At 67.9% G+C, this 26,923-nt stretch carries 25 protein-coding genes; 11 read left to right on the top strand and 14 right to left on the bottom strand.

Going from position 1 to position 26,923, the window contains the following annotated elements; all coding sequences use genetic code 11:
• Positions 1–217: 217 nt before the first annotated feature.
• Entirely contained in the window at positions 218–472 is a 255-nt protein-coding gene (locus Q0V34_RS20815; RefSeq protein WP_367272087.1) for a WGR domain-containing protein, read from the bottom strand.
• Positions 473–798: 326 nt separating this feature from the next.
• Between Q0V34_RS20815 and Q0V34_RS17405 the strand changes: the two genes are divergently transcribed.
• From Q0V34_RS17405 to copD, 3 genes are all read left to right on the top strand, one after another.
• On the top strand, positions 799–3,147 hold the full coding sequence (locus Q0V34_RS17405; RefSeq protein WP_297514474.1) for a heavy metal translocating P-type ATPase: 2,349 nt from the start codon (positions 799–801) through the stop codon (positions 3,145–3,147).
• 85 nt (positions 3,148–3,232) lie between these two features.
• Complete coding sequence (gene copC, locus Q0V34_RS17400) at positions 3,233–3,595, top strand: copper homeostasis periplasmic binding protein CopC (protein WP_297514471.1); 363 nt, start codon at positions 3,233–3,235, stop codon at positions 3,593–3,595.
• 3 nt (positions 3,596–3,598) lie between these two features.
• Positions 3,599–4,525: a copper homeostasis membrane protein CopD gene (gene copD / locus Q0V34_RS17395; RefSeq protein ID WP_297514469.1), complete on the top strand. Its 927-nt coding sequence runs from the start codon at positions 3,599–3,601 to the stop codon at positions 4,523–4,525.
• 32 nt (positions 4,526–4,557) lie between these two features.
• On the opposite strand, the gene Q0V34_RS17390 is transcribed toward copD, so the two are convergent.
• The 8 genes from Q0V34_RS17390 to Q0V34_RS17355 all read right to left on the bottom strand — a co-directional run bounded on the left by Q0V34_RS17390 (position 4,558) and on the right by Q0V34_RS17355 (position 10,973).
• Positions 4,558–5,661: an acyltransferase gene (locus Q0V34_RS17390; RefSeq protein WP_297514466.1), complete on the bottom strand. Its 1,104-nt coding sequence runs from the start codon at positions 5,659–5,661 to the stop codon at positions 4,558–4,560.
• Between the two features lie 53 nt (positions 5,662–5,714).
• On the bottom strand, positions 5,715–6,056 hold the full coding sequence (locus tag Q0V34_RS17385; protein WP_297514463.1) for a copper-binding protein: 342 nt from the start codon (positions 6,054–6,056) through the stop codon (positions 5,715–5,717).
• 37 nt (positions 6,057–6,093) lie between these two features.
• A complete protein-coding gene (locus Q0V34_RS17380; protein WP_297514460.1) occupies positions 6,094–7,122 on the bottom strand; it encodes a copper resistance protein B in 1,029 nt (342 codons plus the stop codon).
• Entirely contained in the window at positions 7,119–8,951 is a 1,833-nt protein-coding gene (locus Q0V34_RS17375; RefSeq protein ID WP_297514457.1) for a copper resistance system multicopper oxidase, read from the bottom strand. Before Q0V34_RS17375 ends, Q0V34_RS17380 begins: the two co-directional genes overlap by 4 nt.
• Positions 8,952–9,044: 93 nt before the next feature.
• Entirely contained in the window at positions 9,045–9,626 is a 582-nt protein-coding gene (locus Q0V34_RS17370; protein WP_297514454.1) for an RNA polymerase sigma factor, read from the bottom strand.
• Positions 9,623–10,063 carry a periplasmic heavy metal sensor gene (locus Q0V34_RS17365; protein WP_297514450.1) on the bottom strand — a complete coding sequence of 147 codons (441 nt, stop codon included), beginning with the start codon at positions 10,061–10,063 and terminating at the stop codon, positions 9,623–9,625. The genes Q0V34_RS17370 and Q0V34_RS17365 overlap by 4 nt, the downstream gene beginning before the upstream one ends.
• A 2-nt stretch (positions 10,064–10,065) precedes the next feature.
• Complete coding sequence (locus Q0V34_RS17360) at positions 10,066–10,353, bottom strand: hypothetical protein (RefSeq protein WP_297514447.1); 288 nt, start codon at positions 10,351–10,353, stop codon at positions 10,066–10,068.
• A gap of 143 nt (positions 10,354–10,496) precedes the next feature.
• A complete protein-coding gene (locus Q0V34_RS17355) occupies positions 10,497–10,973 on the bottom strand; it encodes a DUF305 domain-containing protein (protein ID WP_297514444.1) in 477 nt (158 codons plus the stop codon).
• Between the two features lie 198 nt (positions 10,974–11,171).
• On the opposite strand from Q0V34_RS17355, the gene Q0V34_RS17350 reads away from it, so the two are divergent.
• The 6 genes from Q0V34_RS17350 to Q0V34_RS17325 all read left to right on the top strand — a co-directional run bounded on the left by Q0V34_RS17350 (position 11,172) and on the right by Q0V34_RS17325 (position 18,301).
• The gene (locus tag Q0V34_RS17350) at positions 11,172–11,552 is read left to right on the top strand and encodes a hypothetical protein (protein ID WP_297514441.1); all 381 of its coding nucleotides are present in this window, start codon (positions 11,172–11,174) and stop codon (positions 11,550–11,552) included.
• A gap of 109 nt (positions 11,553–11,661) precedes the next feature.
• Positions 11,662–11,889: a hypothetical protein gene (locus tag Q0V34_RS17345; RefSeq protein ID WP_297514439.1), complete on the top strand. Its 228-nt coding sequence runs from the start codon at positions 11,662–11,664 to the stop codon at positions 11,887–11,889.
• Positions 11,890–12,021: 132 nt separating this feature from the next.
• Complete coding sequence (locus Q0V34_RS17340) at positions 12,022–13,248, top strand: TolC family protein (RefSeq protein WP_297514436.1); 1,227 nt, start codon at positions 12,022–12,024, stop codon at positions 13,246–13,248.
• The gene (locus tag Q0V34_RS17335) at positions 13,245–14,774 is read left to right on the top strand and encodes an efflux RND transporter periplasmic adaptor subunit (RefSeq protein ID WP_297514426.1); all 1,530 of its coding nucleotides are present in this window, start codon (positions 13,245–13,247) and stop codon (positions 14,772–14,774) included. Before Q0V34_RS17340 ends, Q0V34_RS17335 begins: the two co-directional genes overlap by 4 nt.
• Positions 14,771–17,917 (top strand): efflux RND transporter permease subunit, encoded by a 3,147-nt coding sequence (locus tag Q0V34_RS17330; RefSeq protein WP_297514424.1) that lies wholly within the window; start codon positions 14,771–14,773, stop codon positions 17,915–17,917. Before Q0V34_RS17335 ends, Q0V34_RS17330 begins: the two co-directional genes overlap by 4 nt.
• 12 nt (positions 17,918–17,929) lie before the next feature.
• Positions 17,930–18,301: a copper-binding protein gene (locus Q0V34_RS17325; protein ID WP_099504385.1), complete on the top strand. Its 372-nt coding sequence runs from the start codon at positions 17,930–17,932 to the stop codon at positions 18,299–18,301.
• Positions 18,302–18,385: 84 nt separating this feature from the next.
• Here Q0V34_RS17325 and Q0V34_RS17320 read toward each other — a convergent pair whose 3' ends face one another.
• A complete protein-coding gene (locus Q0V34_RS17320; RefSeq protein ID WP_099504387.1) occupies positions 18,386–18,793 on the bottom strand; it encodes a helix-turn-helix domain-containing protein in 408 nt (135 codons plus the stop codon).
• Positions 18,794–19,281: 488 nt separating this feature from the next.
• Here Q0V34_RS17320 and Q0V34_RS17315 point away from each other — a divergent pair, with 488 nt between their 5' ends.
• Positions 19,282–19,500, top strand: coding sequence for a GDCCVxC domain-containing (seleno)protein (locus Q0V34_RS17315; RefSeq protein ID WP_172274931.1), 219 nt, complete (start codon positions 19,282–19,284; stop codon positions 19,498–19,500).
• A 13-nt stretch (positions 19,501–19,513) separates the two neighbouring features.
• On the opposite strand, the gene Q0V34_RS17310 is transcribed toward Q0V34_RS17315, so the two are convergent.
• The gene (locus tag Q0V34_RS17310; protein ID WP_297514421.1) at positions 19,514–21,463 is read right to left on the bottom strand and encodes a cytochrome c/FTR1 family iron permease; all 1,950 of its coding nucleotides are present in this window, start codon (positions 21,461–21,463) and stop codon (positions 19,514–19,516) included.
• A gap of 454 nt (positions 21,464–21,917) precedes the next feature.
• On the opposite strand from Q0V34_RS17310, the gene Q0V34_RS17305 reads away from it, so the two are divergent.
• The gene (locus Q0V34_RS17305; protein WP_168193568.1) at positions 21,918–23,069 is read left to right on the top strand and encodes an aspartyl protease family protein; all 1,152 of its coding nucleotides are present in this window, start codon (positions 21,918–21,920) and stop codon (positions 23,067–23,069) included.
• A 56-nt stretch (positions 23,070–23,125) separates the two neighbouring features.
• Here Q0V34_RS17305 and Q0V34_RS17300 read toward each other — a convergent pair whose 3' ends face one another.
• The 3 genes from Q0V34_RS17300 to Q0V34_RS17290 are packed head-to-tail and all read right to left on the bottom strand — an operon-like array spanning position 23,126 to position 26,829.
• The gene (locus tag Q0V34_RS17300; RefSeq protein ID WP_099504452.1) at positions 23,126–23,692 is read right to left on the bottom strand and encodes a hypothetical protein; all 567 of its coding nucleotides are present in this window, start codon (positions 23,690–23,692) and stop codon (positions 23,126–23,128) included.
• On the bottom strand, positions 23,689–25,902 hold the full coding sequence (locus tag Q0V34_RS17295; protein ID WP_297514418.1) for a methyltransferase domain-containing protein: 2,214 nt from the start codon (positions 25,900–25,902) through the stop codon (positions 23,689–23,691). The genes Q0V34_RS17300 and Q0V34_RS17295 overlap by 4 nt, the downstream gene beginning before the upstream one ends.
• A gap of 54 nt (positions 25,903–25,956) precedes the next feature.
• Positions 25,957–26,829, bottom strand: coding sequence for a cation transporter (locus tag Q0V34_RS17290; RefSeq protein ID WP_206679138.1), 873 nt, complete (start codon positions 26,827–26,829; stop codon positions 25,957–25,959).
• Between the last annotated feature and the right edge of the window lie 94 nt (positions 26,830–26,923).

The following is a 26,923-nucleotide window of genomic DNA, read 5'->3' as shown; positions in this document are numbered from 1 at the left end:
TCAAGCGTCAGAGCTTCGAAATCCGTCTTGCGCTAAAGGGGGCGTCCACAGATGGGAAGCTGTCCGAGCAGATCGACCTCTAGTGTACCAGCCTAACAGCTTCGGCGGGCTTCCACCGAACATCGCGTTCTTGGAGGCACGCCAGCGTCAGTTCATGGCGAAATATTACCGAGTACCACCGATCGGAGCTTAGAGCTGGCAAGTGCCCAAAAAGGCGCTACACGCCAAGGCTGGGATCCAAACCGACATACCCACGGCGTGCTTTAACGGCCGCGATGCGCGCGAGTTCTCTTTCTGCGTCGGCCGCGTTGTCGAACCAGTCATATCGCACTCGGCCATATGTGCCGATGCGACCCCACTGTCGCGCTAGCAGGACGTCGCCAAACAGGGAATTCTCTAGCGACAAGGTATAGAACCTTTGCATGTTCACACTCGGATCGACTCGATGCAGGGTGAGCAAGCATTCCTCCATTGAAGCTCGCGTCGAGCGTGCAGCATACCCCCGACAAAATCGGTCGTATGGGGCTAGATGATCCATGCGTCTAATTTATCTTAGCCGAAATTAAGCTGATAAAACAGTGGCTTACGTACGGCGTCTAACAAAGATTATCGGAAATGATGCGTCGGTTGGGCCTATTGACTAGCTTTGCGCTGGCGGCCGTTGGTTAGCTCTGGCTCAGTTCGACAGCGGCCATCACTGATGGGCGCGTCTCAGTCCGGGCTTGATAAGTCGCAATGAGGGAAGGCGTTTTGGGATGCGTAGTGCCTAGCGTGTCGTAGCGCGCGAAGGGTAGGCGAATGAGCGGTTCGAACTCGCACCAAGGTCATCATGCTGACCCTGGCGGCCCGGCCGGCGAGCATCGCGATCCCGTCTGCGGCATGAGCGTGGATCCGGCTACCGCCCCGGAGCATCGCCTGCACGCGGGCCAGAATTTCCACTTCTGCTCAGCCCGCTGCGCCAACAAGTTCGACGCCGAGCCCGAGCGCTACCTGCGAGACGCCACCAAGCCGAAGGCCGCATCGTCCGAGGCCGCGCCGGAAGCGATCTACACCTGCCCGATGCACCCGGAGATCCGCCGCCCTGGTCCGGGAAGCTGCCCAATCTGTGGCATGGCGCTCGAACCCGTGACCGCCACGGCCGATACCGGGCCCAATCCCGAGCTCAAGGACATGACGATCCGCTTCTGGATCGGCCTTGTTCTAGCGTTGCCGGTGTTCGCGCTGGAGATGGGCGGGCACGTGGGGCTGATGGCGCTGCACTTGGAGCCGCAGGTCTCAAGCTGGGTTCAGTTGCTGCTCGCAACGCCCGTTGTCCTGGGATGCGGCTGGCCGTTCTTCGAGCGCGGTGCGCGGTCGATCGTCACGCGCCAGCTCAACATGTTCACCCTGATCGCCATGGGCATCGGCGTGGCCTGGGCCTATAGCGTCGTCGCCACCCTGGCGCCGCACATCTTCCCGGCCGCCTTCCGGCGCCCGGATGGCTCCACGCCCGTCTATTTCGAGGCCGCCGCGGTGATTACCGTGCTGGTGCTGCTCGGCCAGGTTCTTGAACTTCGCGCTCGTGAGAGTACTTCCGGCGCCATCAAGGCGCTGCTCGACCTGTCGCCTAAAACCGCGCGGCGCATCTTCGACGGCGAAGACTTCGAAATCCCGGTCGAGGACATCCAGGTCGGGTTCCATCTGCGGGTCCGTCCGGGGGAGAAGGTGCCGGTCGACGGCCGGGTGCTGATGGGCGAAGCCTCGGTCGATGAGTCCCTGGTGACCGGCGAGTCGATGCCGGTCCACAAGAAACCCGGCGATAAGGTGATTGGCGGCGCGCTGAATAAGACAGGCTCCTTCATGATGATCGCCGACAAGGTCGGCGCCGACACCCTGCTCTCGCAGATCGTCGCCATGGTCGCGGAGGCCCAGCGCAGCCGCGCGCCGATCCAGCGCATGGCCGATCAGGTTTCGGGCTGGTTCGTGCCGGCGGTCATGCTGGTGGCGCTGATCGCCTTTGGCGCCTGGGCCGTTTTCGGCCCGCCGCCGAGCATGGCCTTTGGCCTTGTCGCGGCGGTGTCGGTGCTGATCATCGCCTGTCCCTGCGCCCTGGGCCTGGCGACGCCGATCTCGATCATGGTCGGCGTCGGCCGCGGCGCCTCGGCAGGCGTGCTGATCAAGAACGCCGAAGCGCTGGAGCGCTTCGAGAAGATCGACACGCTGGTCGTCGACAAGACCGGCACCCTGACCGAAGGCCGACCGGGCGTGACGGCGGTGCGCCCCTCGCCGGGATTCACCGAGACCGAGATCCTTCGGTTGGCCGCCAGCCTGGAGCGGGCCAGCGAGCATCCGCTCGCCGACGCCATCGTTCGGGCCGCTGCCACGCGCGAAATCCCCCTTTTCCACCCGGAGGGCTTCGACTCGCCGGTCGGCAAGGGCGTGGTGGGCAAGGTCGATGGCCGCGCGCTCGTGATCGGGTCGGCGCGGTTCCTGGAGGAGCAGGCGATCGCGCCCGGCCCGTTGGCGACGGAAGCCGACGCCCTGCGCCAGGATGGGGCCACGGCGATCTTCCTGGCCGTGGACGGCGCGGTGGCGGCCGTTCTGGCCATCGCCGACCCGGTCAAGCCGACCACCCAGTCGGCCGTCGAGGCGCTCAAGGCGGATGGCGTGCGGGTGGTGATGCTGACGGGCGACAACCGCACGACGGCGCAGGCCGTGGCCCGGCGCCTGGGGATCGACGAGGTCGAAGCCGACGTCCTGCCTGACGAGAAGGCCGCCGTGGTCAATCGCCTGCGGGCCGAGGGCCGCAAGGTCGCGATGGCCGGGGATGGGGTCAACGATGCGCCGGCCCTGGCCGCTGCCGAGGTCGGCGTCGCCATGGGCGCGGGCTCGGACGTGGCCATCGAGAGCGCCGGCGTCACGCTGCTGCACGGTGACCTGGAAGGCCTGGTCAAGGCGCGGCGGCTGTCGCGCGCGGTAATGGGCAACATTCGCCAGAACCTGTTCTTCGCCTTCGTCTACAATGTCGCCGGCGTCCCCATTGCCGCCGGCGCGCTCTATCCGGTGTTCGGCTGGCTGCTGTCGCCGGCGATCGCGGCGGGCGCCATGGCGCTCTCGTCGGTGAGCGTCGTCGGCAACGCCCTACGCCTGAGGGCTGTGCGGCTATAGCCGCGAACCTGCGTCCGACACGGTGAGGGATCGGCGTCGCCGCTGCGTAGACTAAAAGGCAATCGCCTCTCAACAGGACCCTCCCATGGCTCTCCGTGCGTTCTTCCTCACCGCCGTCCTCTCGGCCGCTGTTCTGACCGCCGGCCAGGCCAGCGCTCATGCCAAGCTGGTCTCGTCCGATCCCGCCGCCAACGCGAGCGTGGCCGCGCCCAAGGCGATCCGCCTGACCTTCAATGAAAAGCTTGCCCCGGCCTTTTCGACCTTCGAGCTGGCCATGGCCGACGGCATGAAGGCCCCGGTGAAGACCACCGTTTCCGCCGACCGCAAGACGATCACCGGCGTGCCGACCGGCCGGCTGATGGCGGGGGCCTACAAGCTCACCTGGCACGCCGCCGCGGCTGATGACGGCCACCGCATGGACGGAACCCTCGCCTTCACAGTGAAATAGGCGATGGAGACCGCGATCGTCCTGCTGCGCTGGGCGCAGTACGCGGCGAGCTTCGTGCTGATGGGCGGGACGCTGTTTTCCGTATACGCCCTGCCGGCCCATGGGCTGTCGAGCGCCGCGGCGCTCGGCTGGCCGCGACGGCTGCTGACCGGCGCGGGCGCTCTGCTCGCCGTGACCAGCCTGGTGGGCCTGTTCCTACAGACCGCAAACGTCGCCGGATCCTTCTCGGCGGCGGTCGATCCCGCGACGCTCGTCTCGGTCCTCACCGAGATGGCCATGGGCGCATCGTCGCTCGCGCGCGCGCTGGCCGCCATGCTCTCGGTCGTCCTTTTGCTGGGTCTGCGCCCCGGTCGTTCGACCTGGCTGTTGGCGTCGGCGCTCGGTGCGATCGCCACGGCCAGCATGGCCTGGATGGGCCATGGCGCGGCCAGCGAGGGCCGAGATGGCGTCATCCATCTCAGCGCTGACATCCTCCACCTTCTGGCCGCGGCGGTCTGGATCGGGGCCTTGGCGTTCTTCGCCGGCCTGGCCGTCCAACGCCCGCTTGGCGAGGACAGGTTGCGCGACTTCCATAGCGCCCTGGCTGGTTTTTCCGGCGTCGGTTCCGCCGTGGTCGCGACGCTGGTCGCCAGCGGGCTGGTCAACAGCTGGTTCCTGGTCGGCCCCTCCGGCTGGCCGGCCCTGGCGACAAGCCTCTATGGCCAGCTGCTGGTCCTCAAGCTGGCGGTGTTCGTCGCCATGGCCCTCGTGGCGGCCGCCAATCGCTTTCGCCTGACGCCGGCCCTGCGCGCCGGCCTTGATGATCCGGGCCAGGCGAATGCGGCGCTCGCCCATCTGCGCCGCAGCCTGCTCCTGGAGTTCGGCGCGGCGCTGACGCTTGCGCTGCTGGTCGCCTGGTTGGGGCGGCTGGCGCCGATCAGCGCCCAATAGTCCGCCACCGGGCTCCGCTTGCCGAACCTAATTTAGAGGACAGGTTCCCGAGGCGGCTCCGGGATTGGGCGCCGCGCGAAGGGATCGTGAGCCCGGAGCCAGTTGCGCGCCGGCCGCTCGACTCCGTGATAGACCATCATCGCGGCCAGCAGGCAGGCCACGAACGCCCCGCCCCAGGCGAGCGCGGCGGGCACGCCGGAGAGGTTCGGCGCGATGCGGCCAAGGCCGTGGAAGTAGACGATGTCGACCGGCAGGTGGACCATGTAGACGCCGTAGGAGACTTCGCCGAGATGGACGAGGATCGGCGCGGCCATGACGCCGCCGCCGCTCGTCTTGGAGGTCTCGGCCAGGCAGAAGATCAGCAGCGCCAGGGCCGGCCAGATGTAGAGGTCGTTGAGTCGCAAGCTGGCGGCGGTCGCGACCCAGGCCGTGGCGGCCAGGGCCCCGAGCACGGCCGCGCGCGAAGGCACGGTGACGCTGGAGCCGAGCCGATGCAGCGCCGCGCCCATCAGGAAGGCGGGAATGATCCGCAGGGCGCCAATCTGGGCGCTCATGTCGGTGAAGAGCACGCCGCGGGCCTGGGCGATCAGGAACATGACGGCAAATAGCAACAGCGCGCCCAGGACCATCAGCCGGGGCCGCTGACGCAAGGCCATCGACAGCATCGCCGCGACCGGAAAGCACAGATAGGCGAACCACTCGGCCGAAATCGACCACGAGGGGAAGTTCCACTGCACGGTGGGGGTCGTGCCCCAGGCATGCACCAACAGCAGGTGCTGGGGCAGCATGCGCGGGTCGAAGGCCTGGGGTTCGAAGCCGACGCCGAGCCGCAGCGCCACGAGCCAGATGGCGATCGTCGCGCCGAGGGTCACAAGATGGACGGGGTAGACCCTGGCCAGCCGCGCCCACAGGAACGAGCCATAGTGGAAGCGTCGCTCAGCCCAGGCCCGGGTGTAGACGTGGCTGAGGATGAAGCCCGACAGGATGAAGAAGAGATCGACCCCCAGATAGCCTTTGAAGGCCAGCCCGAAACGATCCAGGCCGAGGTCGAGGTGATTTCTGAAGTGATAGACGAGCACCCACAGCGCCGCGCAGATCCGCAGCGACGTGAGCGGACGGATGTCCGATGGATACATGGCCTCCCCCCGAGATGTATTGGCGGGCCGGCCGAGCCGGCCCGGGTCCGGCGCTAGAGCACCGTCAGGCCGACAATGGTCTGGCCCTGCAGCTTGAAGCGGACCTTCTTGCCCACGGTGAGCCCGTTCAGCAGCGCCGGATCGGCGACCTTGAAGGCCATGGTCATCGGCGGCCACTTCAGGGCCGGGATCGCTTCATGGGCCAGGGTCAGCTTGCCGGCCTTTGCGTCGATGGCGCGCACGACGCCGACAGCTCCCACCGGCGCGACCGCGGCGCTCGTGGCGCCATGGCCCGCATGTCCAGCGTGGTCGTCCATGCCGGCCATCTGGGCCCCGGCCGGCTGGGCGGCCAGGGCGAGAGCCGCAAGCCCAGCGGCGGCGAAAACGGTCTTCATGGTCAAGCTCCGTGAAAGGGGATTGCGGGATCGCCGTCTAGAACCAGGCCCGCAGGCCGACGACGAAGCTGGTGTCGGAGACGTCCTGGCCGCGCGCGCGAGAGTAGTCGGCGCTCTGGCCAAAGCGCCGCCCCCAGCTCACGCCGACATAGGGCGCGAACTCGCGGCGGATCTCGTAGCGCAGGCGCAGACCCAGCTCTCCATCGGACAGGCCCGAACCGGTGGCGGTGTCAGGAATGTCCTGGGCGGCGAAGTTAAGTTCGGCGCGCGGCTGCAGGATCAGCCGCTGGGTGAGGCGCCAGTCGATCGAGCCCTCGACGCGCCCCAGGACGTCGCCCTTGGTCGAAACGAAGAGCGCGCCGCCCGCTTCGATCCAGTACGGCAGCAGGGTTTCGAAGCCAACCGTGGCGTAGGTGCGCGACTTGGGCTCAAGGTCCTGGCGCACTCCGACCTGGAGATCGGTGTAGAGGCCCACGGCCCGCGAGTAGAGCGCCTGGATCTCGGCGTCCTCGACGCCGTGTCGGTCGCCCTCGCCCTCGGACTTCAGCACCAGGCGATTGAGGTCGCCGCCGAACCAGGCCTCGCCGTCCCAGTGGTAGCCATCGCCGCCGGATCGGGCGCGATACTCCAGGAGATTGGCCATCACCTGGGAGGCCTGCGCCCCGCCATGCTCGCTGCGCAGCACGGCGCGAGCGCGGTCCATGGCCGCCGGATCATAGACCTTGTCAGCCAGGTGATCGGTGGGCGGCGCGGGCGCAGCGGTCTCGTGGTCGGGCAAGGGTGGCGCACCCTCGGCCTGCGACTGCGCGCCGTCGGCGCCCGCCGCGGCCGACATCGAACTCATGTCGTGGCCGGCATGGGGAACGCTGGCCGCGGGCGCGGCCTGGGTGGCTGGCATGGCCATGTTCGGCATGGCGCTCATGTCGTGGCCCGCGTGCGGATCGGTCGGCGTGGCGGGCTTGGGAGCGGTCTGTGGAACGGACGGCGCCGGTGCATGTCCAGCATGCTGCGCCAGGGCTGGCGCGGCCCAGAGCGCTGGCAGCAGCGCGATCAGGGAGGCCTTCATCGGGCGGCCTCCGCAGGTTCGCGCACGCTGAAGACCTGAAACATCCCCGCGTGCATGTGGTAGAGCATGTGGCAGTGGAACGCCCAGTCGCCGGTCTCGGCGGTGAAGTCGAAGCTCACCTTCCCGCCTGGCAGGACGATCACGGTGTGCTTGCGCGGCAGGTGTGCCGCCGGCCCGAAGGTCAGCTCGAAGAAGTGGCCGTGCAGGTGGATGGGGTGGGCCATCATGGTGTCGTTGACCAGGGTGACGCGCACGCGCTCACCGCTCCGGAAGGCGTAGGGCGGCGGCCGATCGCTATATTTTCGACCGTCGAACCCCCACATGAACCGTTCCATGTTGCCGGTCAGGCGAATCTCCAGCCCGCGCTCGGGCGCCCGCGTGTCGGCATTGGGTTCCAGGGCCACCAGGTCGCGGTAGACGAGCACGCGGTGGCCGACGCTTTCGAGGCCCTGGCCGGGCTCTCCGGTCCGGTCCATCGGCATCGGGGCGATAGTCTGGACGCCCGGCCCAAGCTTGATCTGCGGGGCGTTGTCGGGATTGCGCATGGACATGTCCATGCCGCCCATGTCCATCTTGCCCATCACGTCGCCGCCCCGCACGCGCGGCGGTCCCATGCCTGGCGCCGGCTTAACGGGCGCCGCCCCGTGGCCCATGGCGGCATGGTCCATCCCGCCCATGTCCATCGCTCCATGGTCCATGGCGCCCATGTTCATGCCCATGTCGCGCATGGTGGTCAGCGGCCGCTCGCGCACGGCAGGAACCTCGGCGCTCATGCCTGGACGCGGGGCCAAGGTGGCGCGGCCCAGGCCCGAACGGTCGACGGACTCCGAAACGATGGTGAAGGCCTGGTCCTCGGTCGGCCGAACGATGACGTCGTAGGTCTCGGCGTTGCCGATCTGGAACTCGTCGACCTCCACAGGGCGCACCGCCTGGCCATCGGCGGCGACAACGGTCAGGCGCAGGCCCGGGATGCGGACATTGAAGACCGACTGGGCCGCGGCGTTGATGAACCGCAGGCGCACCCGCTCGCCGGGCGCGAACAGGGCCGTCCAGTTGTCCTTGGGGCCATGGCCGTTGACCAGGAAGGTGTAGGCCGCGCCGGTGACGTCGGAAATGTCGGTCGGATCCATCAGCATCTTGGCCCAGTCGAGCCGCTCGGCCAGGGTCTGGTCCTTGCCCGCCAGCAGGCCGCTGATCGTCTGGCGCTGATAGTTGAAGACGCCGCTCTGCTGCTTCAGCTTCTTGAAGATCTGGTGGGGGTGCAGGCGGCTGAAATCCGATAGCACCACCACGTGCTCGCGGTCGTAGGCGATAGGGTCCTCGCCGGCCGGGTCGATGATGATCGGGCCGTAGTGGCCCATCTGCTCCTGCAGGCCAGAATGGCTGTGGTACCAGTAGGTCCCCGACTGGCGGACCTGGAACTCGTAGGTGAAGGTCTCGCCTGGCTTGATGCCCGGGAAGCTGACGCCGGGCACGCCGTCCATCTGGAACGGGACCAGCAGCCCGTGCCAGTGGATCGAGGTCTCCTCATCAAGGCCGTTGGTCACCGACAGGCGGACGTGCTCGCCTTCCTTCAGGCGGATCAGCGGCCCCGGCACGGTTCCGTTGATCGTCACGGCGTGGCCGGCGACGCCGTCGATCGTCACCGGCGTGTGGCCGATGGTCAGCTTGATGTCCGGGCCCGTCAAAGCCGGAGGCGATCGCGATGGATCACCCTCCTGGGCGCTGGCCCAGCCCGGCAGCAATCCGGCCAGGGTGGCGCCGCCTCCCAGGACGGCGAGCGATTGCAGGAAGTGACGGCGCTTTAGCTCCGTGCCGGATCGACGCATGACAGCCCTTTGGCGATGGCGCGCCGACGGATAGCCGCAACGCGATCTCACCGGGTGCTACGCGGCCCGCGTTCGTCCCCCTCACGAAGGGCGTCAAAAAGTTCGGGGACGCTCGAGCCAGTCGGCCAGCCGCTTGCGGGCGCGATAGGCGCGCGTCTCCACCGTCTTGACGCTGACGTTCAGCAGATCAGCCGCTTCCTGCTGGGAGTAGCCTTCCAGATAGGTCAGGATCAGCGGTTCCTTGAGCTGATCGGGCAATCGGGCGATGGCCGCCTCCAGGCGGGCGATCTCCTCGGCGCGCACCCTCGTCGCCTCGGGGCCCGGTTCGGGATCGGCATAGTCGGGCGCGCCGGGCGCATCGATCGACCGCTCGCCGAGGATCATCCGCCGCACGAGAAGGCGGCGGCCCCGATCACGGCACTTGTTGAGCACGATGGCGCGCATCCATGCGCCAAACGGACGCGCCGCATCGTAGCGGCAGAGCGCCTTCCAGGCGGCCACGAAGCTTTCCTGCACCACCTCCGCGGCCGCCTCCGGGTCGCCGACATGACGGCGGGCGAACGCATGCAGCGGCCCCTTGTGGCGGCGCATCAGCTGGCCGAACGCGCGCTCGTCGCCCTGCGCCGCCCGCTGGGCGAGCGCGGCGTCCTCGGCGTCGCCAGCGCCGGAGGTCACGGCTGCTCGGTCGTGAGCGCTTCGCTGACGCGGCGATCGAACTTGGCGGCCTGCTCGGGCGTGAGCACCTTGCGCATCGCCAGGACATGCTGGACCGTTTCCAGCTGCAACGCGCCCATGGCGGCGTGGAAGCGTTCCACGGCCGCCTCGACCTCGGGTCCGTATTCGTGGCGCGCCTGGATCGCCGCCGCCAGCTGGGCGTTCGCGGCGCGCAGTTCGGCTTCGCGGGCCCGCCGGCGGACCGCGAAGTCCTGTTCCAAGCTCTCTAGCTGCCGGTCCTGGGCCGCGGTCAGCTGAAGTTCGTGGTGCACCATCTCATGCAGGGACTGGGCGTGACGCCCTGGCAGGGCTCGCCCCGATCCGACCCACCCGCCGGCAAGCCCCGCCAGCAGCGCCAGGATGACGGTGATAAACGCGCCCCGGGAGATGCGCGGCATGGTCAATGTCCGCCCAGTAGCGTGGAGGGGGCCAGATGCGCGTCGACCGAGAAGGCCGAAATTTCTGGCGGCGTGCGGGCCGCGGCGTTGGCCGCCAGACTGCCGCCGACCATGCCCAGCCCCAAGGCGGCCACGACCGAAGCGGCGCGCAGCGGCACGAGCGCGCTGGAAACTTGGCGGCGCTCGCGCCAGGCGGCGATCCTGGCGAAGACCTGGCCCTCAAGGCCCGGCAGGCTGGCGGACGGCTGCTCGCGCATCGCCGCCAAAAGTTGGTCGAGCTTGTCGCTCATGGTCGATCCCCTGACCTGTTCATCACGCCTTACGCGCCGCCGGGGAAAAGCCCTCACGGGGCATCGCGCCAGCGCCCCACGGGCCCGGCGTCATCTATGCGCAAGGTGGCCTGCTCGGTCCACAGGCCGTGATGAGCCGGGGGTCAGCGGCCGCGAGCCAGCATCGCGTCCATTTGGTCGATCTCGCGCTGCTGGCCTTCGATGATCGTCCCGCAGAGTTTGCGAATCTCCGGGTCGCGCACCGGCGCCTTGCCGCACATCAGGATCGCGCCCGAGTGATGCGGGATCATCGAGCGCAGGAATGCGCGATCCCCGATCAGCCACTGCTGGCGAATGGCCGCGAAGCTGACCAGGCCCACGATCAGGCTCGCGGCCAAGAGCGCGCGGTTGAGCGCCTTGTTGGGGTACATCATCCCCATAAGCAGGAGTTCGAGCGCGACCATGGGCGCGGACATCAAGGCCGCCATGTAAGCTTGGTTGAGATTGGCGTGGATGCTCGAGGCCTTGTCGACCATGGCGTACATCAGGATGTACATCGCCACGAACGACAGCACGCTCATCAGCGCCAGTCGCCGGTACGGCGCATGGGCATGATCATGGGCCTGATGATGATCGGACATGGCGGGCTCGGATGCAGGTGGCCGATCTGGCCACAACTGGCGCGGCGGGCCGCTGTTCCGTCCCGGAAAACATTTCGCAGCGGGCGCAGATAATTCGAGGGAACGGCGCGCGAGCCGCGTAACACCCCGACAGCGATCTCGGTAAAGCGCCGCTTTCGGCGCGGCTGCGGGATCATCCGTACTGACGAAGCCGTGCTGTTGGACTATCTTGATCGCATGCTGCGACACGCGCTCGCCTTCCTGGCCGCCTTGGCCCTCACCCTAAGCCCGATGGCGGTCAGCGCCGCGCGGGCCGACTGTGACATGGCGGGCATGAGCGCGATGGCGATGGCCTCGATGTCCGCGCCGGGTGACGAGACGGCCTCGGCCGATCCTTGCTGCGACCATGGCAAGGCCATGTCGGCCAAGGACTGCGCCAAGGCTTGCGCGGTGACCTGCGCTCTGTCCATCGCCGCGCCTGCCCAGGCCACCCTGACGCCCGTCGTGGTCAGCTATCGCGCCGAGTCCAGCTGGTCCAACACCAGCGGGCGCACGCGCGTCCTCATCCCCGAAGATCCGCCCCCTCGAACCCTGGCCTAACGGACCGGCCCAAGGCCTGTCCGCCATCGTTCGTCGCGCCGGCCCCCACGGGCCGAGCGTGGTCGCCCGCGCCTACGCGGGCCGGCTTCTGATCTTCAAGGATGACTTCATGTCTTCGCGTCTTCTCGCGCTGGCCATCGCCGCCAGCCTGCTGTCCGCCGCAACCGCCTCGGCGGCCGCCCGCACCGATTGCGGCCACCTCCAGGCCCGCCCGGCCTCGGTCAATCCCAAGGACGTCTTCCGGCGGTCCGACTGGATCTGCGACATGCCGGTCGATTGCTCACAGGGCAAAGCCCGCGTCGCCTCGGCCATGCCGGCGGCGAACCCGCCGCGCTAGCTCGGGCGTGAGGGTCGGGGGCTGATCCCCTTCCTCCGCCCTTCGCATCCGGCCCCGGCGAGGTGGCTGCAAACAGCTCGCCGGGGCGCCTTCGCGGCGCGCTGCCGCTCATGAATTTTCAAGGTCGTATCCATGCGCCTTTTTCCTCTCCTGGCGGGACTTGGTCTGGCGAGCGCCGCCCATGCCGCGCCGCTCACCTACGCCCAGGCCCTCGACGCGGCCGCCGCCAAGGCTCCGGCCTTGCGCGCCGCCGCCTTGCAAGTCGACGCGGCCAAGGCCTCGGCCAAGGCCGCCGGCGCCCTGCCCGACCCCAAGCTGGCCCTCGGCCTCGACAACTTCCCGGTCTCGGGTCCGCCGGCCGGCCGGTTCGGCGCCGACGAGATGACCATGGGCCGCATCGGCTTTAGCCAGGACATGCCCAGCGCCGCCAAGCGCCAGGCGCGGATCGGCCGGGCCGAGGCCGATATCGTCGCGGCGACGGCCGATGGCGCGGTCGAGGCCCGCCAGGTTCGGATCGCCACGGCCCTGGCCTGGATCGATCTCTATTATGCGCAGCGTAAGCTCGACGCTCTCGACGCGGTCATCGCCCAGCTGACCCCCCTGTGGGGCGCGTCTCCCGCCGGCGTGACCTCCGGCCGTTCAAGGCCGGCCCAGGCGCTGGAGGCGGCCCAGATGCGCGCGGCGCTGGAAGACCGCCGCAGCGAGGCGGCCTCGGCCCTGGCGCGCGCCCGAGCTGTCCTGACCCGCTGGACGGGCGAGGCCGATCCGCAGGCCGTCGGACCGGCGCCCGACCCTGGCGTCGCGCCCGGCGAGCTTCGCGCGGCGCTCGACCGCAATCCCGCCCTGCTGGCCAAGGACGCCGCCGCCCGTCAGGCCCAGGCCGACATCGCCCTGGCCAGGGCCGACAAGCGTCCCGACTGGAGCTGGGACGTGGCCTACCAGCGCCGCGATCCGATGTTCGGCGACATGGTCTCGGCCGGGGTCAGTGTTAGCCTGCCGCTGTGGGGCAAGAGCCGCCAGGACCCGATGATCGCCGCGCGCGCCGCCAGCGCCGGCCGCGCCGAAGCCCAGCGCCAGGATGCCGAGCGCGCGCTCACGGCCCAACTGGACGCCGACCTCGCCGACCACGTCATGCACCACGAGCAATGGCTGCGCGCCCGCGACACCCTCCTGCCGCTGGCCAAGCAGAAGGCCGACCTGGAGACGGCCGCCTACGGGTCCGGCACGGCCAGCCTGCCCGATGTCCTAACCGCCTTCGCCGGCTTGGCCAACGCCCAGCTCACCGCTCTCGACCGCGAGGCCGCCGTCACGCTCGACGCGGCTCGCCTCACCCTGACCTACGGAAGCGACGCCCAATGACCCGGCCCTATTCGATGAAGGTCCTGCTCGGCGCCGGGGCGGCGCTGATCGTCCTGGCCGGGGCGGGCGGCTACGGCCTGGCTCGCCTCACCGCCGCGCCGGCCAAGTCGCCCGCCGCCTCGAACGACCGCAAGGTGCTCTACTGGTACGACCCGATGGTCCCGGCCCAGCACTTCGACAAGCCCGGCAAGTCGCCGTTCATGGACATGCAGCTCGTCCCGAAATACGCCGGCGAAGCCGAGGCGACGGGACCCGCGACCGGCGTCCGGATCGATCCGTCGTCCGCGCAAAGCCTCGGCATGCGCCTGGCCACCGTGCAGCAAGGCGTTCTGAGCGGCGGCCTGACCGCCACCGGGCTGGTCGACTTCAACCAGCGCGATGTCGCCATCGTCCAGGCGCGCAGCGGCGGCTTCGTCCAGCGGGTCTATGGCCGCGCGCCCGGCGACGTGATCGCCGCCGGCGCCCCGCTGGCCGACCTGCTGGTTCCCGAATGGGGCGGCGCCCAAGCCGAATACCTGGCGGTCAAGAGAACCGGCGATGCAGCCCTGACCGCCGCCGCGCGGCAGCGCCTTCGCTTGCTGGGCATGCCCGACGGCGTGATCGCCGGCCTCGACCGCGACGGCCGCCCGCGCACCACGATCACAATCACCGCGCCGCTGGGCGGGGTGGTCTCCAAGCTCGACGTGCGATCGGGCATGACCGTGGCGATGGGCCAGACCCTGGCCGAGATCAACGGCCTCTCGAAGGTCTGGGTGACGGCCGCCGTTCCCGAAGCCCAGGCCGGCCGGCTGCGGCCGGGCCAGGGCGTCGGCGTCAGTCTGGCCGCCTATCCGGGTGAGACCCTTCGTGGGACCATCCAGGCCGTGCTGCCTCAGGCCCAGGGCGACAGCCGCACGCTGCAGGCGCGGATCGAACTTCCCAACCGCGACGGTCGCCTCAAGCCCGGCATGTTCGCCACCGTCTCTTTCGACACGACCGGCCGTCCGGCCCTGCTGGCGCCGTCCGAGGCGGTCATCCGCACCGGCACGCGCGCCGTGGTGATGCTGGCGGTGGACGGCGGCCGTTTCCAGGCCGTCGAGGTGCGGACCGGCCGCGAAGCCGGCGGCCAGACGGAGATCCTGTCCGGATTGTCGGCGGGACACCGAATTGTCGCTTCGGGCCAGTTCCTCGTCGACTCCGAAGCCAGCCTCGCCGGTCTGCAAGTTCGCCCGCTGCCGGCGTCCGGGCCGCCCGTGCCCACGGACAGCATGTCCATGGCCAAATCGCCGGCGTCGCCGCCGATGAAGCCCGCCAAGCCCGCGCTCCTCGAGACCACCGGCCGGATCGAACAGATCACAGGAGACGGGGTGACCCTTTCGCATGGGCCGGTGCCGGCGATCGGGTGGCCGCCGATGACCATGACCTTCCACGCCGATCCGATGCTGCTGAAGGGGCTCAAGGTCGGTGACCAGGTCAGCTTCGGCTTCGACCAGCCCGCAGCGGGCCCGACGATCCGGCGCATCGCCAAGATCGGCGGTGGCGCATGATCGCCGCCCTGATCCGCTGGTCGGTCGCCAACCGTTTCTTCGTGCTGCTGGGCGCCCTGGCGCTGATCGTGGCCGGCGGCCTCTCCGTACGCTCGACCTCGATCGACGCCTTGCCCGACCTCTCCGACACCCAGGTGATCATCCGCACCAGCTATCCGGGCCAGGCCCCGCAGTTGGTCGAGAACCAGGTCGCCTATCCGCTGGCCACCACCATGCTCTCGGTGCCGGGGGCCAAGACCGTGCGCGGTTACTCGTTCTTCGGCGACAGCTTCGTCTACGTGATCTTCGACGACAGGACCGACCTCTACTGGGCTCGCTCGCGGGTCCTGGAGTACCTCAACCAGGTGCAGTCACGCCTCCCGGAAAGCGCCCGTCCGGCCCTGGGTCCCGACGCCACCGGGGTCGGCTGGGTTTACGAATACGCCTTGGTCGACAAGACCGGCGGCCACGACCTCAGCCAGCTACGCTCCTTGCAGGACTGGTTCCTGCGCTATGAGCTGAAGACCCTGCCGGGCGTGGCCGAGGTCTCGGCGATCGGCGGCATGGTCCGCCAGTACCAGGTCGTGCTCGATCCCCAGAAGCTGGCCAGCTACGGGGTCACCCACCAGCAGGTGGTCGCCGCCCTGAAGGGCGCCAACGCCGAGGCCGGCGGCTCGGTTCTGGAACTGGGCGAGGCCGAATACATGGTCCGCGCCACCGGCTATCTGAAGACGATCGAGGACTTCCAGGCCGTGCCGCTGAGGACGGCGGCCGGCGGCGTCCCGGTGCGCCTGGGCGATGTCGCCACTGTCCAGGTCGGACCGGAAATGCGGCGTGGCATCGCCGAGCTCAACGGCCAGGGCGAGGTGGCCGGCGGCGTGGTGATCCTGCGCTCGGGCGAGAACGCCCGCACCACCATCGCGGCGGTGAAAGCCAAGCTGTCCGAGCTGAAGAAGAGCCTGCCGCCTGGCGTCGAGGTGGTGAGCACCTACGACCGCTCGGGCCTGATCGACCGCGCCGTTCACAACCTGACCGGCAAGCTCGTCGAGGAGTTCCTGGTCGTGGCCCTGGTCTGCGCCCTCTTCCTGGGCCATCTGCGCTCGGCCCTGGTGGCGATCATCTCGCTGCCGCTGGGCGTCCTGGCCGCTTTCCTGGTGATGAAGAGCCAGGGCGTGGACGCCAACATTATGTCGCTGGGCGGCATCGCTATCGCCATCGGGGCCATGGTCGATGCGGCCGTGGTGATGATCGAGAACGCCCACAAAAAGCTCGAGCGCTGGGCGCACGATCATCCCGGCGAGACCCTAAACGGCAAGACCCGCTGGTCGGTGATCACGGAGGCCGCCGCCGAGGTCGGGCCGGCGCTGTTCTTCAGCCTCCTGATCATCACTCTATCGTTCATCCCGGTCTTCACCCTGCAGGCGCAGGAAGGCCGGCTCTTCCGCCCCCTGGCCTTCACCAAGACCTACGCCATGGCGGCGGCGGCGATCCTGTCGGTGACCCTGATCCCGGTGCTGATGGGCTATCTGATCCGCGGGCGCATCCCCGACGAGGCGGCCAACCCGATCAACCGCGTGCTGACGGCGGCCTATCGGCCGCTGCTGGACCGGGTGATGCGCCGCCCCAGGACCACCCTGGTCGTCGCCCTGCTCGCTTTCGCGACCACGGCCTGGCCGCTGGCCCATCTGGGCGGCGAGTTCATGCCCAGCATGGATGAAGGCGACCTGCTCTACATGCCCTCGGCCCTGCCAGGCCTGTCGGCGGCCAAGGCCGGCCAACTGCTCCAGCAGACCGACCGGATGATTAAGACGGTGCCGGAAGTCGAGAGCGTGTTCGGCAAGGCCGGCCGGGCCGAAAGCGCCACCGATCCGGCCCCGCTGGAGATGTTCGAGACGACGATCCGCTTCAAGCCGCGCGACCAGTGGCGGCCCGGCATGACGCCCGACAAGCTGGTGGCCGAACTCGACCAGCGCGTTCGCGTACCCGGCCTGACCAATGTCTGGGTCCCGCCGATCCGCAACCGCATCGACATGCTGGCCACCGGCATCAAGAGCCCGATCGGGGTCAAGGTGTCGGGGGGCAACCTCGCCGACCTCGACCGCATCGCCCGCGAGGTCGAGGTGGTGGCCAAGGACGTGCCCGGCGTCAGCTCGGCCCTGGCCGAGCGCCTGACCGGCGGGCGCTATGTCGACGTCCGCATCGACCGCGCCGCCGCCGCGCGGTTCGGGCTCAACATCGACGATATCCAGTCGATCGTCTCGGGCGCGATCGGCGGCGAGACCATCGGCCAGACGGTCGAGGGCCTGGCCCGCTATCCGATCAGCGTCCGCTATCCCCGCGAGCTGCGCGATAGCCTGGAGGGACTGCGCGCCCTTCCGGTGCTCACGCCAGGCGGCGCTCAGATCACCTTGGGAACCGTCGCCAATGTTGAGATCGCCGATGGCCCGCCGATGTTGAAGAGCGAGAACGGCCGGCCGACGACCTGGGTCTATGTCGACGTGCGGGGCCGGGACCTGGCCTCGGTGGTCGGCGATTTGCGCCAGGCCGTGGGCGAGAGGGTCAAGCTCTCGCCGGGCGTCAGCCTCTCCTATTCGGGCCAGTTCGAATATCTGCAGCGCGCCGCCGACCGGCTGAAGATCGTCGTGCCGGCCACCCTGCTGATCATCTTCGTCCTGCTCTACGTGATCTTCCGCCGCTTCGACGAAGCGGGGCTGATCATGGCCACCCTGCCGTTCGCCCTGACCGGCGGGATCTGGACGCTCTACCTGGCGGGGTTCCACCAGTCGGTGGCCACTGGCGTCGGCTTCATCGCCCTGGCCGGGGTCTCGGCCGAGTTCGGGGTGGTGATGCTGATCTATCTCAAGCACGCCATGGACGCCCTGGGCCCGAACCCGGCGCCCGACCAGGTCGAGTCTGCGGTGCGCGAAGGCGCCCTGCTGCGGGTGCGGCCCAAGGCCATGACCGTGGCGGTGATCCTGGCAGGCCTGGCGCCGATCCTCTGGGGCCACGGCGCGGGCTCGGAGGTCATGAGCCGCATCGCCGCCCCGATGATCGGCGGCATGCTCACAGCGCCCCTGCTGTCGATGTTCGTGATCCCGGCCGGATACCTGCTGCTGCGTCGCCGGCAAGCCCGAACCGCCGTTTCCGCTTCCACCTCAGCCTAAGGAGATACGCTGATGAAGACCCTGTCCCTGACCCTCGCCGCCCTGGTGGCGATGACCGGCCTGGCCGCGTGTGATCGCAAGACTGAAGCGCCGGCGGCCCCAGCCGCCTCAGCCCCGGCGGCGGGCAACGACATGGCCGGCATGGACATGGCGCCGGCCGACAAGATGGCCAAGGGCGTCGGCGTCGTGAAGGCGATCGACAAGACCGCCGGCACGATCACGCTCGACCACGAGGCGATCCCGGAAGCCGGTTGGCCGGCCATGACCATGGGTTTCAAGATCGCCCCGGGCCTGTTGGAAGGCGTCGCCGTCGGCGACCAGGTCGCCTTCGACCTGAAGCTTCATGATGGTTCTGGCGAAGTGACGGCGATCCGTCGGCAATAGGCCCCACCGGACGGGCGCGGACCAAGGTTCGCGCTTGTCCGGTAGACCGGGGAGACCAGGATTGGCCGACGGTCCGGTCCCGCCTCAGCCGGCCGGTGCGCTTAGCGTCAGAATGAGCGGACACCCCGGATCTTGCCCCTCGTCGCAGGCCCTCACGGACGCGGCCAATACCTGCTCCATTCGCTGAAGGTCGACGATCCGCGAGCGCACATCGCCAAGATGGGCCGCGGCCAAGTCACGAACCTCGGCGCAGGCGGACTGCCCGCCAGCGGCCAGATTCAGCAAAGCGCGGACCTCGTCGAGTTTGAAGCCCAACTCCCTTGCCCTGCGCACAAAGCTCAGCCGGCCTACGTCCTGCGCGCCATAGCTCCGATACCGTCCGCGTCGCGGCGGCGCGGAGATCAACCCGATCCGTTCGTAGTAGCGGATCGTCTCGATGTTGCAGCCGGTGCGGCGAGAAAGTTCGCCGATCTGGAGAGCGTGATCAGTCATGTCCGCCTTGGATTAGGGCTTGAGTCTGTAGTGACTACAGATGGCATGCTCGTCGGTGTCGGACCAGGAGGTGACAGGATGACGGTGCGAAACGGCCCAGGAGCGCGGCCCGGCGGAAGGGATGAACGCCCCGCCGAAACGGCCCTGACATGGGCGGCCCTGGCCACGGCGGCGGGCGCGGTTTTCGCCTGGGCCGCCTGTTGCATCCTGCCGATGTCCCTGGCTCTGGCCGGACTGGGCCTTGGCGGGCTTGGCTGGGTAGCGGGTCAACGCAGCTGGATCACGATCCTTGCGATCGCCGCCATCGGCGCCGGCTGGGTCATGACTTGGCGGCGGGCGCGCACGTGCCGAACCGACGGGTCATGCGCCGCGCCGTCGAAACTCCAAGTGAGTCTGCTTGGAGCAGCCACGCTCCTCCTCGGTCTTGCTTTGATTTGGCGACCGATCATCGAGCCTTGGGCTTTGGCCCTAATCCGGAACGCACGCGGATGAACACCATGCGGATCGAACCAACGTCCACCTTGACCTGTCCCGAGTGCGGACACCGCGCGACCGAGACCATGCCGACCGACGCCTGCCAGTACTTCTACGACTGCCTGGGATGCGGCGCCGTGCTCAAGCCCAAGCCAGGCGATTGCTGCGTCTATTGCTCCTATGGCGACGTGGCCTGTCCGCCGATTCAGCAGGGCGGCGGCTGTTGCGGGTGACCGCGGGTCGGGCCTAGGCCGCCGCATCCTTGCGGCCGCCCGACCGGTTCCAGAAAAATCCGACAACGAGAATGGCGATGGTCATCGCCTGAGCGGCGACGCCCTCGATCGTCGGGAAGAAGCCCAGCAGCTCGACGCGCGGCAAGGCCAGCGGATGCAGGTCGAGCAGACCCGCCTCCTGCAGACCGGCCACACCCTTGCCGGCCAGGACGACCGCCAAGATAGCCATCAGGATCGCGCTGTACTCGAAGAACTTCCCGATCGGCAGGCGCTTGGAGAAACGCAGCATCGCCCAGGCGATGGCGGCCAGCACGACGACGGCGCAGCCGACGCCAGCCAGCACCGCGCCGGCCCCGCCCTGGGTCCAGAGCGCCGTCAGGAAGAGGATGGTCTCGAAGACCTCGCGATAGACGACCACGAAGGCCAGCAGGAACAGGAACCAGGCCGATTGCTTGGAAAGCGCGTGCGACAGCTTCTCGCGGATATAGACCTGCCAGGCGTCGGCCTGGGCCTTGCCGTGCATCCAAAGGCCGACGGAGATCAAAACCGCGGCGGCGATCACCGAACCGAAACCCTCGGTCATTTCGCGACTGGCGCCGCCGATCGAGATGAAGAAGGTCGCGACCGCCCAGGTCAGGCCACCAGCCGCCAGGGCCGCGATCCAGCCGCCGTGGACGTAAGGCAGGACGTCGGTGCGTTCGGCCTTGCGCAGGAAGGCGATCATGGCGACCACGATCAGCAGGGCTTCCAGGCCCTCGCGCAGCAGGATGGTGAAGGCGCCGGCGAAGCTCGACAGACCGCTGGCCTTCTCCGGGGCCAGGGCCCGGCCGGCGGCGGCGAACAGGGCGTCCAGGCGCGCGATCTGGGCGCGGACCTCACTGGCCGGCGCGGCCTTGCCGATCGCGCCGCGCACATCGCCCATCGCGCCCTCGATCCGCCGCATCAAGGCCGGATCGCGCGCGCCTAGTGACGGCTCGACCGGCTCGAAGCCGTCGAGATAGGCGGCCAGGGCGAGATCGGCGGCGGCCTTTCGGTCGCCAGCCTCGTAGGCCTTGAGGCTGGCCGCCAGCTTCTGTCGGGCGACGTCGAGCGAGCCGCCGCCCGAGCGGGTGACGACTTCGGGATGGCGGCGCAGATAGGCGGTCAGGGCCCGGGCCTTGGTCTCCCCCACGGCTGTTGCGAGGGCGGCGGGCGTGGTCTGGGTCAGGGTTTGCAGGTCGGGGAAGCGGGCGCGGACGGCGGCGTCCTCGTTCCAGATCTTCTCGCCCGCGGCAGCTTCGGCGTCGCTGAAAGCGAAGCGCCCGACATAGAAGGCCAGGTCCCAGCGGTCGTCAGACGGCAGGTGGGCGTAGCTGGCCATGGCGGTACCGTCGAGGCCCTGCTGGATGACCTGGTAGAGGCCAAAGACGCTGCGCTGGCGGGCGCGCTCGGCGTCGGCGAAGGCGATCGGCGGCGGGTCCAGGCCGACGGCGTTCGGACCGTCGGCCTTGCCCGTCTCGCCGTGGCAGGCCGCGCAGTTCTCGGCATAGAGGGCCGCGCCGCGCGCCAGGTCCGGCGCGCGCTTGGGCGCCAGCGGCGTCGGATAGGCGGCCAGAAGGTCGTTGGCCAGGGCATGGGCCTTCGCCGAGACCACGGTGGGCTCCTGCTTGGCGGCGATCGTGGCCTGAAGGCTCTCGGCCTTGGCCAGCAAATCCGGCTGGGCCTTGGTGGCCGGCAGGCCGGCGATGCGCTCGCGCACCTGGCCGGCGAATTCGTTCATCTCGGCATATTCGGACGGGCTGATGACCTTGCCGTCCTTCACCGCCCCGGCGTAGTCGACCGACAGGTAGTCGAGCAGTCGCCATGCGGTCTGGGACGAGCTGGCCTCCTGGGCCGTCGCGACGCCCGCGCCACCCGCCAGGACCAGGATCACGATCATCAGCCCAGAGATGGCCCGCCCCACGGCGTTAAGAACAGTAGTCATTATCACTCCGGTGGCGTGGCGATCGGCAGGCTGGAAACGGTACGGGCGACAGGACGGGAAGCGCGGAGCCGCGAAGGCCGCCACGATGAAGCTTCATGCATCCTATAGCCACTGGAGGAGCAAGCGGAAATTATCTCCGATCGACTGATCGCGGCTTAGCGCACCGGGAATGGGGCCAGATTTTAGTTACGGAGATGACCAAGATCGGCGGCATGGAGCGTGGCGCGGTCCAGTTGGACAGCTCTCCGACAAGCCCGAGATCGAGTGGCGGCCGTGACCGGCGCACGCCAAGTTTGGCCGCGAACACGCACTCGGCGCTATGAAGGCGGACGTCGCTCTTGGTGATTGACCCCGATTGAGGCGATGTTCCGCAGGCCCTCAACATCGTCCGTGAGTCCCGTAAATGCATTGCTCAGAGGAGACCCGCCGAGCGTTATTGGCCAGAATGGGATCAATGGCGTTCGCGACGGGCGCAACGTTAGCGGTCGCGAAGAAGGCGACGAGCGCGACGGTCGCCCGGAACCCCAAAACGCTCTGGTCGACCCTCCTTCCGGATCCCGATGCCGTGATGGTCGGCGGGACTGTACAGGGCGAGCGCCTCAGGATTTTGATCGATACAGGCTCGGCTATGACCGTCGTCGATGCCGCGCTTGCCAAGCGGCTGGGCTTGGCTTCAACGGGCGCCCGCAGCGTTCGCGGCGATGTCGGGTCGGTCACGCTGGGCGCGGGTAGCGACCTCAGTCTCGATCTTGGCGGGACGCATTTCGCCGTCGAGCGATATTTGGTCACCGATTTCGCGCCAATTTTTGGAGCCGATGGTGGCTCGCCCAATGTTATCCTTGGGATCGACGCGCTTAGAGACGCCATTCTCGCGATCGATTTTACAGCCCGCCGCCTCGCATTCCTCCCCCGCGACGCCTTCCGGCCATGGCCGGGCGCGGAACGCTTTGCGGTCACCAAGAGCTTGCGCGGGCAGCTCTCTCTCCCGATCGTCCTGGAGGGACACGACCCGGTCGCCGCGGCGATTGACCTGGGCAGTTCCAATCCTCTCACCGTCACGCCTGCCTTGGCGGAGGCGCAAACCTTGATGCGTGGCCGGAGAATTTCATCGGCGGCGACGGGGGGGATCGACGGGCTGTCCATCAGCCGCACTATTTCGGTAGCGACGCTCCGGGTCGGACGCAGCCTGATCAACGATGTTCCCTGCGAGGTGTTGGCGAAGACCGACCCCACCCTTGTCGTCGCCAAGCTGGGCCTTCCCGTTTTCGAGCGATTTCTATTTGCTCTGGATGTCGCGGGCCAAGCCCTTTGGCTGAAACCCGAGGCACGTCGATTGGCGACGCCGTTTAGGCGGGATTTGTCTGGCCTGGGCCTCGCTGTGGAGTCTGGTCATCTGCGCGTCGTCCATGTCGCCCAGGGTGGGCCGGCCGCCTTGGCCGGGTGGCGCGAGGGCGAGATCGTTGTCGCCGTGGATGGCGTGCCAATCGGCCCGCGTTACGCATCGAGCGGTTTGGCTCAATGGCGCTACGGGCCGGCGGGAGGCAAGGCCGTGCTCTCGCTGTCGGATGGATCTACACGCACGCTGGTGCTGCGACGCTACTATTAAGGCTCGAGCAAGTCGCGCTGCCCGGCAACGCTGTTCTACGGCGCCTCGCACCAGGATCAGCGTAGCAGGTTCGCGCAGGTGTCGAAGATCGCCCAGCAGTAGGCGCCTAGGGTGGGCAACGCGGTGACGGCGATTCCAAAGGCCCGCGCGCCCGCGCCGCGCGGATAGCCGCGGAGGAACGTGCTCCTTCCGACGCTGAAGAGGACGACCGCTCCCACGATGTAAGCCAGGGCGGCTTCGCCCTTGGCCGTCGCGAGCGCCAAGAGGCCAACGCTAGTCACGAAGGCCTGCTCAAGGGTGTTTCGAAGGAACGCGGCGGGAATGGCCAAGCGCGCGCTTGGCCGGCTGAAGGCGGACCCGGCGTTGTCGGCGGCCGATACAAACCGCACGTGCGCCACCCTCTGCACGGCCAGCAGCACCCAAAAGCCGACCACCAGATTGGCCCGCAGGCCAAAGGCGATGCGTTCGGCCAGAGACGTCGGGAATTCGAAGAGCCGGGGCAGGCCGAGACACGCCAGTGTGAGGACCGGGACGCATACGGCAAAAGCGAAGGCGGCCTGTCTGCGAACTCGTCCCTGTTCAGTCACCAGATCGATCTGAGGCGGCGCCATCTCCTCCGTCATTTGGGCGCCTTGGTGCGCCGCGCCCATAGACGATAGGTATCGCCGAAGATTTCGGGATGCTTCATCTCGTGGAGATGAAGGCGCCGGAGGTCGCGCATCGAGTCGGATGATCGATTTTCGGCGCGGTAGCGGGTTCGATCTGCCTGATGCCCGAACTGCACGCCGAGAAACTCCAGGCCCGCTGAATCCAGAAGCTCGCCAATCTGGGGCAACGTGAAACGATGCTCTTCCACATGAAAGAGTAGGTCTCGGCAATCAGATAACGTCCAGAAATCCGAGGCCGGGCTCACCACGCTCTGCAGCTGGGCGGGCGCGCCCGCCAGCATCAGTTCACGCCGTAGAGCGCGAATCCCCTCCGCCGAGTTCGCGTACTGTCCATGGGCGATGTGGCGTCGCGCCTCGACAACGGCGCGCCGGCCGATCTCGCTGTAGAGCCCAAGGAAAATAAGGCCCTGCGGTTTCAACAGCCCTGAGAGCACCTTCAGACCTCGCACCGGCTCGGCCATATGGTGAATGACGCCAAAGCTGTCGATCAGATCAAACCGCTGGCTTAGGGCGGTGAGGTCAAGAATGTCGGCTTGAAGGTGTTCAACCTCGATCCCGTATTCTCGGCTCTTGCGCATGGCGTAGCCAAGGCTGGCGCCGCTTAAGTCAACCGCTAGGATCGAAGCGTTACGGTAGGTGCTCGTCACGCGCAGTGTTTCCAGTCCCGTGCCGCACCCAGCGACGAGCACTTGGGGTGCGTCGGTCTCGGGAATTTCCCGCGTTGCGAGCTCAGGCAATGCGGCCTGAACAGCCTCCCGGAACGGCAACGGCGCACCCAGACCGCAGCGCGTCCAGCGCGGATATGGGTTCTCTTCGTATTGCTGCTGCACGGCGATCGAGATGCTGTCGACCATGGGCTTCAGCAGGGGCAGGGTTGAGCGAAGGCGCGCCTCCTCGGCAGGTTCGGTCAGTTGTTCTCGGAGGAGATCGGCCAACGCCGGGAGATCAACGGCCTGAAGTCGCGACGAGAGCGGGGTGGAGGCAAGCGGGCGATACGCCGCCACCAGGGCGATCCTCGCGGCCGCCCCCGCCCCGAATTCGGGGTCTTCGTGTTCAAGCTGGGCGATCAGAGAATCAACGCGACTCTGCTCTTCGGCGCTAGCGAAATAGACGTATTCGTTGAGAAACGCCTGTCGCGCGATCGCGACAATGAGGCCAAGCTCCTCTTCCAGGCTTGCAGGCTCGTCGTTGGCGATGGCCAATAGATCAGCTCGCAGCTGAACGAGCAGAAGCTCCACTGCCGCGTTCGGAATTGGCGCAGATGCAAGGAGGCTTCGAAACAGCGGATCCTGGACGAAGCGGGAGGCGGCATCACTTTTTTCCTCAAGCGTGCGTGTCAGCGCTCGCGGTTCAGCAGCGACCGCATTGAGGAGATCGTCGATCTCCGCATCTTGACGGATGACCGCTAAGGCCGCGGTCGCCAAATTCCGTGGGTTCACGTCCGTTCGTTCGAAAAGGCGGCATAGAACATCACGGAAGGCAGGGGTCGCGGGCGCCACTCGAGTATGGCGAAGGGCGCCTGCAAGCCGCCGCCAGTGCTCGTCGTCCCCAGGCGCGATGTCGACGGCCTGAGCCAGCACGTCGAAGGCTTGCAGCCCTTGGCCAATCTGCAGCAGCGCAACGCCGAGATTGGCGAGGAGGACGGGCCGCATGGGATGGCCGACGGGCGCGTTGACACAGCCTGTCTCGAAGCGGGACGCGGCCAAGCTCGGATCACCGTTTTGCAACGCCAGGAGCCCATACCCGCTGAGCGCGCCAGGCAGGGTTGGCGATAGACGCAGGGCGGCTTGGTAGCTGCGCTCGGCATGAACCCCCTGTCGCATGATCCTGAAGGCGTCGCCTGCGGCAGCGTGGGCTTCTGCAAAGTCCGGCTTCAACACCGCGGCGCGCTGGAAGAATTTCGCCGCTGTCGGATAGGCGTGTAGGCGCCTGTGCGCCTCTCCGAGATTGAACTGGATGAACGGGTTTCGAGGTTGACCGGCAGCCGCCCGCTCGAACCACACCAGCGCATCATCGACCGGACCAGTGTTCATGGCCACGGTTCCAAGGACGTTCAGCGCCGAGGAATCCTTTGGCGTGACGGCGAGGACCCGCTGGGCATGAATTTGCGCTTGGCGCCATTGCCCCCCATTCACAAGCGCGACCGCACGTTGCAGGTCCGACATTACTTGGGCTGACGGGCGGTGCAGCAGATGTGGCGGCTGCCGGCTCATGAGCGGCTAGACCGGCTGAGGCGTCTGCGCCTCGCGCAGATCGGCGCGCGCATCGCGGATAATCGACCAGGCCGACTGCAGGAAGAGCCCGCCGATGACGACCGCCACCACAAGGTCCGGCCAAGCCGCCTTGGTCCAGAAAACCAAGCCCGCGGCGACAACAACCGCGAGGTTGCCCAAGGCGTCGTTGCGCGAGAAGAGCCAGACCGCGCGGACGTTGGCGTCGCCCTTCCGATGCGGGATCAGGATCAACGCAGCGGCGACGTTCGCTACCAGCGCCACGGCCCCAAAGAGGCCCATGAGTTCGGCTTCAGGCTGGTTCAAGACCAGGACGCGGTAGCCTGTATTCAGGAGCACGCCCAGACCAAGCAACGCCAGAAAGTAACCCTGGATCAGGGCGGACTTGGCTCGCCACGCGAGGGACCATCCAATCGCCAGCAGGCCCAAGAAGCTGATCAGACCGTCGCCAACGAAGTCCAGGGCATCGGCCTTCAGCGCCTGAGACCGTGCGATAAACCCGGCGATGATCTCCACCAGCCCGTAGCCAACATTGATCAGGACGACGCCCCAAAGGGCCCGTCGGTAAGAGGGGGTGACATGACTGACCGCTTTGGCGCTTTGGCGTTGGTCGTCGTCCGCGACGGCCTCTTCGCGATCCAGTTGGTAGCCGAGCCCGTTCACGGTCGCCTCGATCTCGGACGCGCGTCGCTCCACCCCGTCGACTTGCAGGGTCATCATCGACGAAGCGATCGATACGCGCGCCGTTTCCACGCCAGGAAGTTTTGACACCGCCGACTGGATCTTCTCGGCGCAGCTCGAGCAGTCCATTCCAGTGACCCGGTAGCGAAGTGTTTCGGCGACCGCCGTCGTGTTGGGCATGCACATCCTCCTCTTGGCCAAGACCTTACTTGCTCAAGTCTGTCCGTCGTCAGAAGTTTTGGGACAGCCGGGCTGCGGATTTAGTGGAGGGTTG

The sequence above is a fragment of the uncultured Caulobacter sp. genome, assembly GCF_947036865.1.
Lineage (GTDB): Bacteria > Pseudomonadota > Alphaproteobacteria > Caulobacterales > Caulobacteraceae > Caulobacter.
Note: the sequence above shows the minus strand (reverse complement) of the source record. Positions and strands in the feature narration are given on the sequence as shown.